Below are 17,576 nucleotides of genomic sequence, written 5' to 3'. Positions count from 1 at the left end.
GTGAAAGTCCTGGCCCACTTCGTCCCTGGCGACAAGGTGCTCGATTTCCTTGCGCCCGAGTCAGATTGGCTTGACATCCGATGGTGCGCCGATGACGATGACACCAGCTTCTACCGGGAATTGCCTGAGGCAGAGGTGATTTGGCATGTACTGCGACCGCTTTCGGGTGCCGACCTGCGGCGTGGTCCGCGGTTGCGGCTGGTGCACAAACTCGGCGCAGGGGTCAACACCATCGATGTGCAGACCGCCACTGAGCTCGGTATCGCGGTCGCCAATATGCCAGGTGCCAATGCGCAGTCGGTGGCCGAGGGCACGGTGCTGCTGATGCTGGCCGCGTTGCGCCGGCTGACATCGCTGGACCGCGACATCCGCCACGGGCGCGGCTGGCCGGCGAATCCGCAGCTGGGCGAGACGGTGCGCGATATCGGCAGCTGCACCGTCGGGCTGGTCGGCTACGGCAACATCGCCAAGCGGGTGGGCGACATCGTCGCAGCGATGGGTGCCACAATCCTGCACACCAGCACCCGGGACGACGGGCGGCCCGGCTGGCGGCAGCTGCCGGAACTGCTGGCCGCCAGCGACATCGTCTCGCTGCACCTGCCATTGACCACCGACACGCATCACCTGCTGGGCTCCGACGCAATGGCCTCGATGAAACCGACTGCGGTGCTGGTGAATACGTCTCGCGGCGCCGTCGTCGACGAGGACGCGCTCGTCGCCGCGCTGCGTGGCGGGCGGCTGGCCGCCGCGGGGCTCGATGTTTTCGAGGTCGAGCCGGTGGCGCCGGACAATCCGCTGCTCGGTCTGGACAACGTGGTACTGACACCGCACATCACCTGGTACACCGCCGACACCGTGCGGCGCTACCTGACCGAGGCCGTTGCGAACTGCCGCCGACTGCACGAAGGGCAGCCGCTGGCCCACCTAGTGACCCCTGTGGTCAACCAACCGACTGGTTGTTAGCTTGGAGGTGCTTGGGCGAGGCAGGGCCCGAAAGCACCCCAAAGCAGTGGAAGGCGACCAATGCCGATCGCAATAACTCCTGAGCATCAAGACCTGGCCGATTCAGTGCGGTCCCTCGTGGCGCGGGTAGCGCCGTCCGAGGTGCTGCATGCCGCTATGGAGACGCCCCTGGAAAAACTGGAGAACCCGCCGCCGTACTGGCAGGCCGCGGCCGAACAGGGCCTGCACGGTCTGCATTTGGCCGAATCGGTCGGCGGACAGGGTTTCGGCATCCTCGAGCTGGCGGTCGCGCTGGCGGAGTTCGGCTACGGGGCGGTGCCCGGCCCGTTCGTGCCGTCGGCGATCGCCAGCGCGTTGATCTCCGCGCATGACCCGGACGCCAAAGTGCTGGCCGAGCTGGCGTCGGGCGCGGCTATCGGCGCCTATGCGCTGGATTCCGGGCTGACCGCAACCCCACAGGGCCCGGATGAGGCAACGCTGGTGATTCGCGGCGAAGTCCGCGCCGTTCCCGCAGCGGCCCAGGCCTCCGTGCTGGTGCTCCCAGTAGCGATCGCCAGCGGCGACGAATGGGTCGTGCTGCGCGCCGATCAGCTGGAGATCCAGCCGGTCAAAAGCATTGACCCGCTGCGTCCGATCGCGCATGTGCGGGTGGATGCCGTCGAGATCGGCGAGGACGCGGTGTTGAGCAGACTGAGCATGACGACCGCGTACGCGCTGATGTCCACACTGCTATCCGCCGAGGCCGTCGGTGTGGCGCGCTGGGCGACCGACACGGCTGCGCAATACGCCAAGATCCGCGAGCAGTTCGGCAGGCCGATCGGCCAGTTCCAGGCCATCAAACACAAGTGTGCCGAGATGATCGCCGACACCGAACGGGCCACCGCCGCGGTGTGGGACGCCGCACGCGCCTTGGACGAGGCACGCGAGGCCGGCCAAAACGACTGGGACACAACCGGTTCGAAGGTCGAATTCGCCGCGGCGGTGGCTGCTACGTTGGCCCCGGCCGCCGCCCAGCGGTGCACGCAGGATTGCATCCAAGTACACGGCGGCATCGGCTTCACCTGGGAGCACGACACGAACGTCTACTACCGCCGGGCGTTGATGCTGTCCGCGTGCTTCGGCCGCAGCTCGGAGTACCCGCAAAGGGTGGTGGACACCGCGACGGACGCGGGTCTGCGTGCGGTGGACATCGACTTGGATCCCGACACCGAAAAGCTGCGGGCCGAGATCCGGGCCGAGGTGGAGGGGCTCAAGGCGATGGAGCGCGACCCACGCAAGGTCGCGATCGCCGAGGGCGGGTGGGTGCTGCCCTACCTTCCCAGGCCGTGGGGACGCGCCGCCAGCCCGATCGAGCAGATCATCATCGCGCAGGAGTTCAGCACCGGGCGGGTCAAGCGTCCGCAGGTGGGCATCGCGGCGTGGATCATCCCGTCGATCGTCGCGTTCGGGACCGAGGAGCAAAAGCAGCGGTTCCTGCCGCCGACCTTCCGCGGTGAAATGATCTGGTGCCAGCTGTTTTCCGAGCCCGGCGCAGGGTCTGACCTGGCGGGGCTCTCGACCAAGGCAACGCGGGTGGAAGGCGGCTGGCGCATCAGTGGCCAGAAGATCTGGACCACGGCCGCGCAGTTCTCGCAGTGGGGCGCGCTACTAGCCCGGACGGATCCGTCGGCGCCGAAACACAACGGCATCACCTACTTCCTGCTGGACATGAAGAGCGAAGGCGTCACCGTCAAGCCGCTGCGTGAGCTCACGGGCGCCGAGTTTTTCAATACGGTCTACATCGACGACGTGTTCGTGCCCGACGAGTACGTGCTCGGCGAAGTCAACCGGGGCTGGGAGGTCAGCCGGAACACTCTGACGGCGGAGCGGGTATCGCTCGGCACCAGCGATAACAATTTGCTGGCGACACTTCCCGAGTTCGTCGAGTTCGTTCGCGACGGGCAGTTCGACCAGGTCGCGCAACACCGCGCCGGCCAACTGATCGCCGAGGGCCAGGCCGCCAAGGTGCTGAACCTGCGCTCCACGCTGTTGACGCTGGCCGGCGGTGACGCCATGCCGTCGGCGGCGATCTCGAAGTTGTTGTCGATGCGCACCGGCCAGGGCTACGCCGAATTCGCGGTGTCCTCCTTCGGCACCGATGCCGCGATCGGCGACCCCGACGAATTAGCGGGCAAGTGGGGCGAATACCTGCTAGCCAGCCGCGCCACCACGATCTACGGCGGCACGTCGGAGGTACAACTCAACATCATCGCCGAACGGCTGCTGGGCCTTCCCCGCGACCCCTAAACAGAAACCGTGTCGACCTGACGGTTGTCAGGTCGACACGGTTCTCCCCCTTAGCGTGGGGCGGCCAGCCTAGGAATTGCCGGCCAGACCAGGCTGGTCAGCGCCCACGCGCTTCAGTGGCTCATCACCACCAGCTCCACGACTCACGGTTCCCGAAGACGCCGCGATGGCTAAAGCCGCCGCCACGGTCCCAACCGCGGCCCACGCCGCGTCCCCAACCGCCAGGGCCCCAGCCGCCCCGGCCAAAGCCGGGGCCGTGGCCCCATCCGCCGGGGCCGTGGCCCCAACCGCCGCCGCGGCCCCAGCCGCCGACGTGGCCGCCGTCGCCGTGGCCCCAACCGCCGCCGGGGCGCTCGGGACTGATCCCGGGGCCGCCCGGTCCGCCGTGCGGCCCGAAAGTCGCGAAGCTTGTCGCTGGAGTCGGTGTTGCGGGGGCTGCTTGCGCCATCGGGGCGCCACCGAACAGCATCGTTCCGGCCAGCGCACCGGCGCCGACTGCACCGGCGGCCGCGTTGCGGACCGATCGCAGTGAAATCAACATGAGGGGCTCCTTCCAAGACCTTTGTGCTGACACGTTCAATATTACCCAAGAAATGGCTAAGCAAACAATAGAAATAAATTTTTAGAATGCTGTGGATGAGTGCCTGTGATCTCTGAATATTATTTTTATATTTACGAAATTCCGGACTTCTTCAGGTACTGAAATCAGTATGTGCGTTCCTCACAAAGTAGCTGCTCAAAGGCATTTTACTGACTTACTGAGATACGTATTCACGGGGTTCATTAGTTCAGTATCTGTACGTCGAATGGCGAGATTAAAGGAATAGATCTGAAGTTGACTCCCCGCGCGGGCGCAATAGCCGAGGTAATTACGTGCAGCTACTGCATTAATTGCTCTGAAGAATCCGCTGACAGGGCTACCCGACACGCCACGCCGGATGGCGTCCGCTGCGGGATCCCGCATCCACTCCTAGACTGAAGTACTGACTTACTGATTTGGCTCCGGGGGAGGCCAGGGAGGAGAGCCGCAGCGGTGGTGATCAACCCAGGGCACATCGAACCGGGCGCCGGAGCGTTCCGCACGCACATGTCGGCGGGCACACCACCCGGCGACGCGGCGCCCACGGAGCGCCTCAACAAGAACCTCCGACAGACGCCCGCCCAGCAGGTGTTCGGCCAAGCCAGCCAGCCCAGCCAACCCACGGCCGACTACCGGACACGCGATCAGTCGGGACGCAGCCAACGGACCCGGCGAACCGTCGACCTCCCAGCCAGCACACACCGGGCCCTCGACATCTGGCAACGCGAAGCCGCCGACCGCCTGGGAGTCGCCCGGGTGACCGGGCAAGAGGTCCTCACCGCCCTCATCGACCAACTGCTAGTCGACCCCAAACTCACCGCCCAGATCACGCGCGCCATCGAGTCTCGACGCTGATCCCGGGACTGCGCGAGCAGACGGAGCTAGTCGATCTCCATCTCGCGCAGCTCGCGCTTGAGGATCTTGCCGGTGGGGTTGCGCGGCAACTCGTCGAGGAAGACCACCTCGCGCGGCACCTTGTAGCGGGCCAGATGGTCGCGCACGTAGTGCTTGATGCCGTCCTCGTCGACGCCCGCGCCGTCCTTCTTGACCACGAACGCGCGCAGCCGGTGGCCCCACTCCTTGTCGTCCACGCCGATCGCGGTGGCCTCCACCACGTCGGGATGACCGCTGATCAGGTCCTCGACCTCGGCCGGGAACACGTTCTCGCCGCCGGAGACGATCATCTCGTCGTCGCGGCCGCTCACGTAGAGCAGGCCGTGTTCGTCGAAGTAGCCGACGTCGCCCGACGACATGAGGCCATCGATGATCTGCTTGTGACCGCCGCCGGTGTAGCCCTCGAACGGGAAGGCGTTGCCGACGAAGATCCGCCCGACGTCACCCTGCGGCAGCTCGTTGCCGTTGTCGTCGAGGATCTTGACCTTCACACCCTTGACGACCGGTCCGACCGTCGCGGCGTTGAGTTCCAGATCCTTTGGCCCGGCGATGGTGGCGAACGCGATCTCGGTCGAGCCGTACATGTTGTAGATGACCGGGCCGAAGTCTTTGAGGGCACGGCTGGCCAGCTCGGCGCCCAACTGGGATCCCGACACGAAGATGATCTTCAGGCTGGACAGGTCGGGCTTCTTGTCCATCTTCTCGATCGCATCGAGGAGGCGCGACAGCATCACCGGCACCACGACCATGGCGGTCACCTTGTGCTTCTCGATGTCTTCGAGCACCAGCGGCGGCTTGAACTTGCGGCGCAGCACGAGCGTGGACCCGAGGAACATCGCCAGGGTGCCGTGCAGGTAGCCCAGCGCGTGGAACATCGGCGCGGGCAGCGAGGTCACCTCGTTCGCCTTGAACGGAACATGCGACAGGATGCCGCCCACCGGCGCCAGCGTCGGCGGGGTGCTGCGATTGGCCCCCTTCGGCGTGCCGGTCGTGCCGCTGGTCAGGATGATGATCGATGCGTGCTTGCTGGCCTTGGGCGCGGGGTCTTTGCTGCTGCGCTCGATCAGATCGGCCAGCGTCTCGTCGTCGCTACCCGAGGGCTCGTCCGAGTCGGGGTTGGTGCCCAGTGCGCGCAGCTTGCCCAGCTCGGGCTCCGCCCTGCTGACCGCCTTGGTGTATTCGTCGTCGTAGATGATCACCTTGGCGCCTTCGCGCTCCGACACCTCTTTGATCTGCGGGCCGGAGAATTCGCTGTTCAGCAGGATGATGCGGGCCCCCGCCCGGGCGGCGCCGTAGTTGGCGATGAGAAACCAGCGGTGGTTGCGCGCCAGGATCGCCACACCGTCGCCGCCGCGCACGCCCTTCTCACGCAGCCCGTTGGCCACCGCATGGGCGGCCTCGTCGAGCTCCCGGTAACTGAACTCGCCGTCTTCATCGATGCACGCTGCGCGGTCAGGATGACGTCTCGCGTTGAGCGACGGCAGCATCCCGAACTCGCCCCATTTGTAGATGTCGGTTGCCATGGCGGCGATGTTCTGCGGCGGCTCCAGCCGGAACGCGCCGGCCTCGAAGATTTTGCGCACGTAGTGCAGTTCGGCCGAGCCGCGTTCGATGTACTGCTGAAGCTTGTTGACAGCCTGGCCCGGCAGTCCGATGTGGTTAGCCATAACTTCACCCTATGTGACCATTTGTGACCCAGGTCGCACTCCGGCCAGAAAATTTCCCGGACTTACCATGAAGCCCATGATCGGTCCGGCGTCACTGGAAGTGGCCGGACGTCGGGTCACCATCACCCATCCGGACAAGGTGGTCTTCCCCGCCCATGCCGATTCCGGCCCGTACACCAAGCTCGATCTGGTGCGTTATTACCTGGCCATCGCCGATGGGGCGCTGCGCGGCGTGGCGGGCCGGCCGATGATTCTGAAACGCTTCGTCAAGGGCATCTCCGAAGAGGCCGTGTTCCAGAAGCGGGCGCCCGCGAAACGGCCGGACTGGGTGGATGTCGCCGAGCTGCGCTACGCGTCGGGCACCTCCGCCGCCGAAGCGGTCATCCATGACGCCGCCGGGCTGGCGTGGGCGATCAACCTGGGCTGCGTCGACCTCAATCCGCACCCGGTGCTGGCCGGCGACCTCGACCATCCCGACGAGCTGCGGGTCGACTTGGACCCGATGCCTGGGGTCACCTGGCGGCGGATCGTCGACGTCGCGCTGGTGGCTCGCGAAGTGCTGGAGGACTACGGCCTGGTCGCGTGGCCGAAAACGTCCGGGTCGCGGGGCTTTCACATCTACGCCCGCATCGCGCCGCGCTGGCGGTTCACCCAGGTCCGGCTGGCCGCCCAGACCGTCGCGCGCGAGGTCGAGCGGCGCATCCCCGATGCGGCAACCAGCCGCTGGTGGAAGGAAGAACGCGAGGGGGTGTTCGTCGACTTCAACCAGAACGCCAAAGACCGCACGGTCGCCTCGGCCTATTCGGTACGGGCTACTCCCGACGCGCGGGTGTCCACGCCGCTGCACTGGGACGAGGTCGCCGACTGCACGCCTGAGGCCTTCACCATGGCCACCGTGCCCAGCCGGTTCGCCGAAATCGGTGACCCCTGGGCGGGTATGAACCCCTCCAACCAAGCAGCGGTCGGCGAGCTCGACCGGCTGCTCATGCTGGCCGAAGAACTGGGCCCCCCGGAAAAGGCGCCGAAGGCGCCGAAGGGGTCCGAAAAGCGTGCCGACGGCAGGCGCGTCTCATCGAAGCCGCTCATCGAAATCGCCCGCACCAAGACCAAGGACGAGGCGCTGGCCGCGCTGGACACCTGGCGCGGCCGCTACCCCGCCGCGGCCGAGCGGCTGCAGCCGGCCGACGTCCTGGTCGACGGCATGCGCGGGCCGAGTTCGATCTGGTATCGGATCCGGATCAACCTGCAGCATGTGCCCGTCGAGCAGCGCCCGCCGCAGGAAGAGCTCATCACCGATTACAGCCCTTGGCGTGGCGCTTAAGGCCAGCACGGTGGCTCCTCAGCCTAATAAGGGGGCGGGCAGCGTCCGCCTCTGTAAACCTAGATAGCTCTCACGTTGCCCTGCCCGGCTGCCGCGGATCCGTTGGCAGCGAACAGCCGGTGTGTGGAGCTTGCCGGTACTGTTAGCGACCGTGGCAGGCGGCGAACAGCGCCCTAACCCACTCGGTGGAGCGCGGGCCCAGGAGTTCGAAGGCCCGAGCACTCGGCTGGTATGTCTGATTCGTCCGGCATTGGAGGGGATGCGGCACGCGACGGCCGCCCTATTTGGTCCTGGTCATCCCGCGGCCGACGACATTGGTGCAGCCTATGAGTCGTTGTTAACGCTCCGTCACGAGCTCGAGGACCAGGCGGCGGCACATATGGCTGCTCGCGCCCGTTCGACGGTTGCGGAGCTTCCGGCGACCGTCGCCACGGTGCACATCCACGCCGAAGCCGAGCGCATGGGCCAACTCGCGCGCGAGGTGGCCGATATCGCCCGTACCCGACGTGCGTGGGCGTCCATACCGGCCCCACTGTTGGACGTACTTCGCGAGCTGAGCGAGGTGTGCCTCGACGTGGCCGTCAAAGCAACCAATGTCGTGGAGTCACACGGGAAAGTCGGCGTGGCGGAGGTTGATCGCGGCGACGAAGTGGATCGATTAGAGCAGTCGCTGTTTCAACAGCTGCTCTCCTGGTCGGCCGGGATCGACGTCCACGCGGCGATCGACCTCACCCTGGCCGCCCGCGCCTACGAACGATATGCCGAGCACGCTGTGGCGGTCGCACATCGCGCTGCCCTGCTTGCGGTGGACGCACCGAGGAACTAATGCTCGGTGAGCCGTTGGCCGGCCGAAGCTGTTTCATTCCCCACTCGCCGATAGAGTTGGAGAGCCGTGAAAGGGAGTCCGGGTGGCTGGTGCGGGGTGGCAATTCTGGGTCGACCGGGGCGGCACGTTCACTGACATCGTGGCGCGCCGGCCGGACGGACGCTTGCTGACCCACAAGCTGCTTTCGGACAACCCTGCGCGCTACCGCGACGCAGCGGTGTCCGGAATCCGTGCGCTACTCGGGATCACCGAGGACTTGCCCATTCCGGTCGCGCGAGTCGACGCGGTGCGGATGGGCACCACCGTCGCGACCAATGCGTTGCTGGAGCGCAAGGGGGAGCGCACGGTGCTGGTGATCACCCACGGTTTCGGTGACGCGCTGCGCATTGCCTACCAGAATCGTCCGCGCATCTTCGACCGGCACATCGTGCTGCCAGAGATGCTGTATGAGCGGGTCGTCGAGGTCGATGAGCGCGTCACGGCCGACGGCACGGTGCTGCGGGGACCCAACCTCGAGCTGTTGGAATCCGAACTGCGGCAAGCCCATGCCGATGGGATCCGCGCGGTCGCGGTGGTGTGCCTGCACAGTTACCTGCACCCGGCACACGAGCGCGAGATCGGCAAGCTGGCCGAGCACATCGGCTTTGCTCACATTTCGCTGTCGTCCGAGGTCAGCCCGCTGATGAAACTTGTCCCGCGCGGGGACACCACCGTGGTCGACGCCTACTTGTCCCCGGTGCTGCGCCGCTACGTCAGGCAGGTGGCAGACCAGATGCGTGCCGTGCGACTGATGTTCATGCAGTCCAACGGAGGCCTCGCCGACGCCGGGCACTTTCGCGGCAAGGACGCGATCCTGTCTGGCCCGGCCGGGGGCATCGTCGGCATGGTGCGGATGTCGGCATTGGCCGGTTTCGACCATGTCATCGGCTTCGACATGGGCGGCACCTCCACCGACGTGTCGCACTATGCCGGCGAGTACGAGCGCGTCTTCATGAACCAGGTGGCCGGGGTCCGGCTGCGCGCGCCGATGCTGGACATCCACACGGTGGCCGCCGGTGGCGGGTCGATCCTGCATTTCGACGGCAGCCGCTACCGGGTCGGCCCCGACTCGGCCGGAGCGGAGCCCGGCCCGGTCTGCTACCGCGGTGGAGGTCCGCTCACCGTCACCGATGCCAACGTGATGCTCGGTCGCATCCAGCCCGCGCACTTCCCGGCCATGTTCGGTCCCGGCGGCGACCAGCCGCTCGATGACGAGACCGTGCGGCGCAGCTTCACCGACCTGGCCGCCGATATCCGGACCCGGACCGGTGACGACCGCTCGCCCGAGCAGGTCGCCGAGGGGTTTCTTCAGGTAGCGGTGGCGAACATGGCCAACGCGGTCAAGAAGATCTCCGTCCAAAAGGGACACGACGTGCGGCGGTATGTGCTGACGACATTCGGCGGCGCAGGCGGGCAGCACGCATGCGCGGTGGCGGACGCGCTCGGCATCAGCACGGTGCTCGTCCCGCCGATGGCCGGCGTGCTCTCCGCACTGGGGATCGGCCTGGCCGACACCACCTCGATGCGGGAGCAGACCGTGGAAATCCGGCTCGAGACCGCCGCCTTGGAGCAGTTGGGCAGCGTCGCGGACGCCCTCGAGCAGACCGCCCGCGCCGAGCTGCTCGACGAGGGCGTCCCACCAGGGCGGATCCGGGTGGTTCGCCGGGTGCATCTGCGCTACGAGGGAACCGATAACGCGGTCCCTGTCGAACTGGCCGAGCTCGAGGCGATGACCGTCGCGTTCGAGGCCAGCCACCGCGCGATGTATTCGTTCCTGATGGACCGTCCGTTGATCGCGGAAGCGGTCTCGGTCGAGGCGATCGGCCTCACCGACCAGACCGACCTGTCCCACCTGGGCGATCAGGTCACCGACACCACTGGACCGGCCGAAACCGCCCGGATCTACTCGAACGGATCGTGGCACGACGCCCCCCTACGTCACCGCGAGCGGATGCGGCTGGGGGACATGGTGACCGGCCCGGCGATCATCGCCGAGCCCAACGCCACCACCGTCATCGACGACGGCTGGCAGGCGACGATAACGGGATCCGGGCACCTGTTCGCCGAACGGCTGGTCGCCCTCTCGCAGCCCAATGCGGGTACCGAGGCCGATCCGGTGTTGCTGGAGATCTTCAACAACCTGTTCATGGCGATCGCCGAGCAGATGGGCGCCCGGCTGGAAGCCACCGCACAGTCGGTGAACATCCGTGAACGGCTGGACTTTTCGTGCGCGCTGTTCGACCCGGACGGCAATCTCGTCGCCAACGCACCGCACATCCCGGTGCACCTCGGCTCGATGGGCACCAGCGTTAAGGAAGTGATTCACCGCCGCGCCGGGGGGATGAAGCCCGGTGACGTGTACGCGGTCAACGATCCCTACCACGGCGGCACCCACCTGCCGGACATCACCGTCGTGACCCCGGTCTTCGACAGCATTGGCGAGCGCGTCCTGTTCTTCGTCGCCTCCCGCGGGCACCACGCCGAAATCGGCGGTATCACCCCCGGCTCCATGCCGGCCGACAGCCGCGAGATCCACGAAGAAGGCGTGCTGTTCGACAATTGGCTACTCGCGGAAAACGGACAGTTCCGCGAAGTCGAAACCCGGCGCCTGCTCACGGACGCGCCCTTCGGTTCGCGCAATCCCGACACCAACCTCGCCGACCTCCGCGCGCAGATCGCCGCCAACCAAAAAGGCGTCGATGAGGTCCGCCAGATGATCGACCAGTTCGGCCTGGATGTCGTCGAGGCCTACATGCGACATGTCCAGGACAACGCAGAGGAGGCGGTCCGTCGCGTCATCGACAAGCTCGACGACGGCGAATACCGCTACCGCATGGATTCCGGCGCGACAATCGCCGTCCGCATCACCGTCGACCGCGCCACCCGCAGCGCAACCATCGACTTCACCGGAACCTCTCCCCAGCTGGACACGAACTTCAACGCGCCATCCTCGGTGGCGATTGCGGCCGTGCTCTACACGTTCCGGACCCTGGTCGCCGACGAGATCCCGCTCAATGACGGTTGCCTGCGCCCGCTGCACGTCGTCGTACCGGAGGGGTCGATGCTCGCGCCGGCCTACCCAGCCCCCGTCGTCGCCGGCAACGTCGAAACCTCACAGGCGATCACCGGCGCACTGTTCGCCGCGCTACGTGTACAGGCCGAAGGAGCCGGGACGATGAACAACGTCACATTCGGTAACGAGCGGCACCAGTACTACGAAACCCTCGGATCCGGCTCCGGGGCCGGTGACGGTTTCGACGGGGCGTCGGTTGTGCAGACGCACATGACGAACTCCCGGCTCACCGATCCCGAAGTGCTCGAATGGCGTTTCCCGGTGCTGCTGCGGGAGTTCGCCATTCGGCGCGGCAGCGGTGGCGCTGGTCGCTGGCATGGCGGTGATGGCGCCGTCCGTCGCATCGAGTTTACCGAGCCGATGACGGTCAGCACGTTGTCCGGTCATCGGCGGGTTCCGCCCTATGGGATGGCCGGCGGCTCACCCGGGGAGCTGGGGCGTAACCGAGTGGAGCGCGCCGACGGCAGCACCGTCGAGTTGGCCGGTTGCGACTCGACGGAAGTCGAGCCCGGCGACACGCTGGTGATCGAAACCCCCGGCGGCGGCGGATACGGCACGCCCACTTGACGTCCTGGAACGCACCGCGCTCGAGGTGCGCCAGAATTGCTCCATGCTGTCGGATAATCATGCCCTCGGTCTACGGGAGCGCAAGAAGATCAAGACGCGCCAGGCCATCCGGCGTGAGGCATTCCGCCTGATCGAGGCGAACGGCTACGCCGCTACCACCGTCGAACAGATCGCTGATGCCGCCGACGTGTCGCCCAGCACCTTCTTCCGATATTTCCCGTCCAAGGAATCGCTGCTGCTGGCCGACGACCTGGACCCGCTGGTATTGGCGGCCTTCGAGGCGCAGCCGCCCGACCTGTCGCCAACCCAGGCGATCCGGCGGGCCTACGCGGCCGTCATGGCGCGCCTTCCAGCCGAGCAGTTGGAGTTCGAAAACACCCGGCAGCGGCTGATGTTCTCGATACCCGAGCTCAAGGCCGCCATGTACGACGAGTACTACCGCACCGTCAACGTCATGGCCGAGTTGATCGGCCGCCGAATCGGTCGCCCCGCAAGCGATTTCGAAGTCCGGGTATTTGTCGGCGCGCTGACCGGCGCCATGATGGCCGCCTTCGACACTGCACCGCAGACCGCCGACACGATCTATCGGGCGCTGGACTTCGTGGACGCCGGTATGCCGCTGAGCTGAATTGAGTCGGGCACGCGATACTCTCACGCGGTGCGACAAGGGCGACACGGATGGAATCGGCGGGGATTCTTGCAGCTCGCCGGGGCCACGGGACTGCTCGGCGCTGGGGTCACCGCGGTCGCCGAGGTCGCTGGGGCGTTAGCGGGGTGTTCGTCACCCAAACCTGCCCCCGGTGCCCCCGCCGGAGCGGTGACCATCACCCACCTTTTCGGGCAGACGGTCGTCAAGGAGCCGCCGAAGCGCGTCGTCAGTGCCGGCTATACCGAGCAGGACGACCTGCTGGCGGTGGGGGTGGTGCCCATCGCGGTGACCAACTGGTGGGGCGATCAGCCCTTCGCGGTGTGGCCATGGGCCCAGCCCAAGCTCGGCGGGGCGCAGCCGGTGGTGTTGAACCTGGACAACGGGATTCCCGTCGACCAGATCGCCGGTCTCAAACCCGACCTGATCGTGGCGATCAATGCCGGTGTGGACGCCGACACCTACTCCAAGCTGTCCGCGATTGCCCCGACCGTCCCGCAGGGTGGCGGCGATGCGTTCTTCGAGCCGTGGAAAGACCAGGCCGCCACGATCGGCCAGGCGGTGTTCCAGGCCGACCAGATGAAGTCACTGATCGACGGCGTCGGCCAGAAGTTCGCCGCCGTGGCGCAAAAGAATCCGGGCTGGCTGGGCAAGAAGGCGTTGCTGATGAAGGGCACGCTGTGGCAAGGCACCGTCGTGGCTACGGTGGCGGGCTGGCGGACCGACTTTCTGAACCAGATGGGGCTGGTCATCGACGACAGCATCAAACCTTTCGGCGTCGATCACCGGGCCGTCATCCCGCGCGATCAGATCAAAGCGGTGCTCGATTCCGCCGACGTGGTGATCTGGACGACCGAAAGTCCGGATGACCAAAAGGCCCTGCTGGCCGACCCCGACGTGGCGGCTTCGCAGGCGACCGCCCAGAACCGCCACATCTTCACCACCAAGGAACAGGCGGGCGCGATCGCGTTTTCGTCGATACTCAGCTACCCGATGCTCGCCGACCAACTGCCGCCGCTGATCGGCAAAATCCTGGGTTAGATCCCCGCTGTTTGAGCGTTTGTTAAGGCACCTCTGGCAGTGCTCGAAAATCCCTGGCCGACACCCGATTGCGGGGTTACCGTCGAGTAATGAGCGTGACGGACCTCACCAGCGACCTTTCCAAGGACCTGCCGACAGAACTGGTCGGCAACACGGTTCTGGACTACGGCGACCAAGCGCTGATGCTGCAATGTGGCAGCACCGCTGAGGTATTGGCATGGACGGCTGTGTTGCGCGTTGCGGCACTGCCCAGTGTGGTCGATATCGTCCCGGCCGCCCGCACGGTGCTGGTGAAGCTCGACGGTCCCCGCTACCAAGGAGTCATCCGTCAGCGTCTACGCAAGATGCGGGTCACCGCTGATGAGGCCGCCCCGCCGGATCGCAGCGTCGATGTGGTGATCGACGTCGTCTACGACGGCCCAGATCTCGCCGAGGTCGCCAGCCACACCGGGCTGACCACCGCACAGGTCATCAACGCCCACATCGCCACCCCCTGGCGAGTGGGTTTCGCCGGGTCCGTTCCGGGTTTCGCGTACCTCGTGGACGGCGACCCACGCCTGCGGGTGCCGCGCCGGTCCGATCCGCGGACCGCCGTGCCGGCCGGTTCGGTTGCCCTCGCCGGCGAATTCAGCGCGATATACCCGCGGCGGTCACCAGGCGGCTGGCAGCTCATCGGCCACACCGACGCGGTCCTGTGGGACATCGAGCGGCCCGATCCCGCGTTGCTGACGCAGGGCATGTGGGTTCAGTTCCGGGCAGTGTGAAGAACCGGAAGGAGCAAGCCGTGACAGATCCGGAAATCAGGCTGGAAATCCTGCGCACCGGGCCGCTGGCCGTCGTCCAGGACCTGGGCCGGGCCGGGCTGGCCCACCTCGGCGTCGGGCGGTCTGGAGCCGCCGACCGCCGCTCGCACACGCTGGCCAACCGACTGGTCGCCAATCCCGACGACCGCGCCACCGTGGAGGTCACGTTCGGCGGTTTCTCGGCCCGGGTCCGCGGAGGCGACGTCGACGTCGCGGTGACGGGCGCTGACACCAACCCCGCCGTCAACGGAAAAGTCTTCGGCACCAATAGTATTCGTCACGTCCGCGACGGCCAGGTGATCTCTCTGGGCGCCCCGCGCGCCGGACTGCGCAGCTATTTGGCGGTACGCGGTGGCTTCTGCGTGCGGCCGGTGCTGGGCTCGCGCAGCTACGACATGATGTCGGCGATCGGCCCGTCGCCGCTACAGACCGGAGACGAGCTGCCGGTCGGCGAGCACACCAACGACTATCCCGAACTCGACCAGGCCCCAGTCGCGGCGATCTCCGCGCAACTGGTGGAACTTCAGGTGATGCCCGGACCGCGCGACGACTGGTTCGTCGATCCCGACGCCTTGGTGCACACGATTTGGATGGCCTCCGACCGCAGCGACCGGGTCGGAATGCGGCTGGAGGGCCGCCCTCTGCGGTACTGCTACCCCGACCGGCAACTGCCCAGCGAGGGCACCACCCGCGGCGCGATTCAAGTGCCGCCCAACGGGTTACCGGTTATCTTGGGGCCCGATCACCCGGTCACCGGCGGCTACCCGGTCGTGGGCGTCGTGGTCGACGAGGACATCGACAAGGTCGCCCAGGTGCGGCCCGGTCAGCACGTGCGGCTGCACTGGGCACGGCCCCGCTCTCCGTTTACGGCTGAAAGAGCGGACCTGGCTCACGGGGTGTAAACAGATAGGGTGCACACCCAGGTACACACCGCCCGCCTGGTCCACACCGCCGATCTCGACAGCGACACCCGTGCGCGCATGTGCCAGATGGTCACCGAAGCATTCGCCGGTGACTTCACCGACACCGACTGGGAGCATGCGCTGGGCGGGATGCACGCGCTGATCTGGCGTCATGGCGCGATCATCGCGCACGCATCGGTGGTCCAGCGGCGACTGATCTACCGGGGTAGCGCGCTGCGCTGCGGTTACGTCGAGGGGGTCGCGGTACGGGAGGACTGCCGTGGCCAAGGGCTGGTGCACGCGCTGCTCGACGGCGTCGAGCAGGTGATGCGCGGCGCCTACCAGCTCGGGGCCCTCAGTTCTTCGCTGCGGGCCGGCGGTCTGTTCGCGTCGCGCGGCTGGTTACCTTGGCGCGGCCCGACGTCGGTGCTGGCGCCGACCGGTCCGACCCGCACGCCCGACGACGACGGAACGGTGTTCGTGTTGCCGGTGGGGATCAGCCTGGATACCTCGGCCGACTTGATGTGCGATTGGCGCGAGGGAGACGTTTGGTAATATCGCGCTCCAGTTGCCTTGTATCGTAACGATATTCGGCATACTTGACTGACCCTCACACCGGCGCCGCGGTGACAGTGATCGGAAATTCACGCCGGGGTCATCGCCCGCAGCGCCGGGGCAATAAAAAATTCATAGCGTGCGGCCATGGGAATCTCGCTGGCTCGTTCGCATCTCCTCCCGGACTGGGACCCGGAAGACACCGCGGCATGGGAAGCCGGCAACAAAAAGATTGCCCGCCGCAACCTGATCTGGTCGGTGGCCGCCGAGCACATCGGGTTCTCGGTCTGGTCCATCTGGTCGGTGATGGTGCTGTTCATGCCGACATCGGTGTACGGCTTCGGCGGCGGCAACTTCGCCTCGTCGATGACGAACATCCAACGCGTTTTATCCGCAACGGCTCAAGGGCTGGGCACTGACGCTCAACGCTGGCGGCGGCAACCTCGGGGTGCCGATAGTCCAGTTGGTCGGCTTGCTGGTAATCGCAACCGTTGGCAACCGGCAGCCGTACTGGGTGTGTGCGGTGTACCTGGTGCTGCTGGCGGTCGCGGCGATCGGTGCGGCGCTGTTCATGGATAACCTGCAGCATTACCAAATCCAGCTGAGCACCATGCGGGCGGTGCTCTCCGAGCGCCACACCTGGGTGATCGCTCTGCTCTACATCGGCACCTTCGGCTCATTCATCGGTTTCTCGTTCGCGTTTGGACAGGTGCTGCAGATCAATTTCATTGCCAGCGGCCAAACTACGGCGCAGGCGTCGCTGCATGCCGCCCAGATCGCCTTTGTGGGACCGCTATTGGGGTCGGTGTCGCGGGTATACGACGGCAGGCTGGCCGACCGTATCGGTGGCGGCCGCGTCACCCTCGGCGTTTTCTGCTTCATGATCCTGGCGGCCGGAATCCTGGTCAGTCTAAGCACTTTCGGCGGGCGTCATGCGCCGGGCCGGCACCCGCGGCAACGATGATCGGGCATGTGGCCGGCTTCATCGCACTGTTTATCTTGTCCGGCATCGGCAATGGCTCGGTGTACAAAATGATTCCGACCATCTTCGAGGTACGTAGCCACTCGTTGCAAGTCAGCGAAACCGAGCGCCGGCAGTGGTCGCGCTCCATGGCCGGCGCACTGATCGGCCTCACCGGGGCGATCGGAGCGCTCGGCGGCGTCGGCGTTAATCTCGCCCTGCGACAGTCCTATTTGAGCAACGGCACCGCGACAGCGGCATTTTGGGCCTTCGCCCTGTTCTACATCGCCGCCTCGGTACTGACCTGGGCGATATACGTGCGCCGGCCACTACGGGCCACCACCGTTGCCGCGCCCGAGCCTGCTTCGCAAGCCGGTTTGGCTTATGTATAAAGCACTTTTAAAGCATGAGATGTATTCCAGCTCACAAAAAGCGCACCTGTCAGGGATCTA

General features: G+C 66.2%; 13 protein-coding genes and 1 pseudogene. 12 read left to right on the top strand and 2 right to left on the bottom strand.

The window, feature by feature from the left end; all coding sequences use genetic code 11:
* Together ACLP9N_RS06350 and ACLP9N_RS06345 are read left to right on the top strand one after the other, a co-directional pair.
* Positions 1–963, top strand: coding sequence for a 2-hydroxyacid dehydrogenase (locus tag ACLP9N_RS06350; RefSeq protein WP_442406589.1), 963 nt, complete (start codon positions 1–3; stop codon positions 961–963).
* A 60-nt stretch (positions 964–1,023) separates the two neighbouring features.
* The gene (locus tag ACLP9N_RS06345; protein WP_442406588.1) at positions 1,024–3,249 is read left to right on the top strand and encodes an acyl-CoA dehydrogenase; all 2,226 of its coding nucleotides are present in this window, start codon (positions 1,024–1,026) and stop codon (positions 3,247–3,249) included.
* 124 nt (positions 3,250–3,373) lie between these two features.
* Here the strand turns inward: ACLP9N_RS06345 and ACLP9N_RS06340 are convergent, their stop codons facing one another.
* A complete protein-coding gene (locus ACLP9N_RS06340) occupies positions 3,374–3,790 on the bottom strand; it encodes a hypothetical protein (RefSeq protein ID WP_442406587.1) in 417 nt (138 codons plus the stop codon).
* 492 nt (positions 3,791–4,282) lie between these two features.
* Here ACLP9N_RS06340 and ACLP9N_RS06335 point away from each other — a divergent pair, with 492 nt between their 5' ends.
* Positions 4,283–4,684: an ATPase gene (locus ACLP9N_RS06335; protein ID WP_442406586.1), complete on the top strand. Its 402-nt coding sequence runs from the start codon at positions 4,283–4,285 to the stop codon at positions 4,682–4,684.
* 26 nt (positions 4,685–4,710) lie between these two features.
* Here the strand turns inward: ACLP9N_RS06335 and fadD2 are convergent, their stop codons facing one another.
* Complete coding sequence (fadD2, locus tag ACLP9N_RS06330) at positions 4,711–6,390, bottom strand: long-chain-fatty-acid--CoA ligase FadD2 (RefSeq protein WP_442406585.1); 1,680 nt, start codon at positions 6,388–6,390, stop codon at positions 4,711–4,713.
* 67 nt (positions 6,391–6,457) lie between these two features.
* On the opposite strand from fadD2, the gene ACLP9N_RS06325 reads away from it, so the two are divergent.
* The 9 genes and pseudogenes from ACLP9N_RS06325 (at position 6,458) to ACLP9N_RS06285 (ending at position 17,516) form a co-directional block, all read left to right on the top strand.
* Positions 6,458–7,711 (top strand): DNA polymerase domain-containing protein, encoded by a 1,254-nt coding sequence (locus tag ACLP9N_RS06325; RefSeq protein WP_442406584.1) that lies wholly within the window; start codon positions 6,458–6,460, stop codon positions 7,709–7,711.
* A 379-nt stretch (positions 7,712–8,090) separates the two neighbouring features.
* Positions 8,091–8,537 (top strand): PhoU domain-containing protein, encoded by a 447-nt coding sequence (locus tag ACLP9N_RS06320; RefSeq protein WP_442406583.1) that lies wholly within the window; start codon positions 8,091–8,093, stop codon positions 8,535–8,537.
* A gap of 82 nt (positions 8,538–8,619) precedes the next feature.
* Positions 8,620–12,216 (top strand): hydantoinase B/oxoprolinase family protein, encoded by a 3,597-nt coding sequence (locus tag ACLP9N_RS06315; protein WP_442406582.1) that lies wholly within the window; start codon positions 8,620–8,622, stop codon positions 12,214–12,216.
* A gap of 43 nt (positions 12,217–12,259) precedes the next feature.
* On the top strand, positions 12,260–12,844 hold the full coding sequence (locus ACLP9N_RS06310; RefSeq protein ID WP_442406581.1) for an acyl-CoA-like ligand-binding transcription factor: 585 nt from the start codon (positions 12,260–12,262) through the stop codon (positions 12,842–12,844).
* Positions 12,845–12,874: 30 nt separating this feature from the next.
* Positions 12,875–13,903, top strand: coding sequence for an ABC transporter substrate-binding protein (locus ACLP9N_RS06305; protein ID WP_442406580.1), 1,029 nt, complete (start codon positions 12,875–12,877; stop codon positions 13,901–13,903).
* Positions 13,904–13,992: 89 nt separating this feature from the next.
* The gene (locus tag ACLP9N_RS06300) at positions 13,993–14,667 is read left to right on the top strand and encodes a 5-oxoprolinase subunit B family protein (RefSeq protein ID WP_442406579.1); all 675 of its coding nucleotides are present in this window, start codon (positions 13,993–13,995) and stop codon (positions 14,665–14,667) included.
* A gap of 35 nt (positions 14,668–14,702) precedes the next feature.
* Positions 14,703–15,608 carry a 5-oxoprolinase/urea amidolyase family protein gene (locus tag ACLP9N_RS06295; RefSeq protein ID WP_442406640.1) on the top strand — a complete coding sequence of 302 codons (906 nt, stop codon included), beginning with the start codon at positions 14,703–14,705 and terminating at the stop codon, positions 15,606–15,608.
* A gap of 9 nt (positions 15,609–15,617) precedes the next feature.
* Positions 15,618–16,163: a GNAT family N-acetyltransferase gene (locus ACLP9N_RS06290; RefSeq protein ID WP_442406578.1), complete on the top strand. Its 546-nt coding sequence runs from the start codon at positions 15,618–15,620 to the stop codon at positions 16,161–16,163.
* Between the two features lie 159 nt (positions 16,164–16,322).
* Positions 16,323–17,516 (top strand): annotated as a pseudogene (locus ACLP9N_RS06285) (MFS transporter).
* Positions 17,517–17,576: the final 60 nt, after the last annotated feature.

Source organism: Mycobacterium sp., assembly GCF_052144515.1.
Lineage (GTDB): Bacteria > Actinomycetota > Actinomycetes > Mycobacteriales > Mycobacteriaceae > Mycobacterium.
Note: the sequence above shows the minus strand (reverse complement) of the source record. Positions and strands in the feature narration are given on the sequence as shown.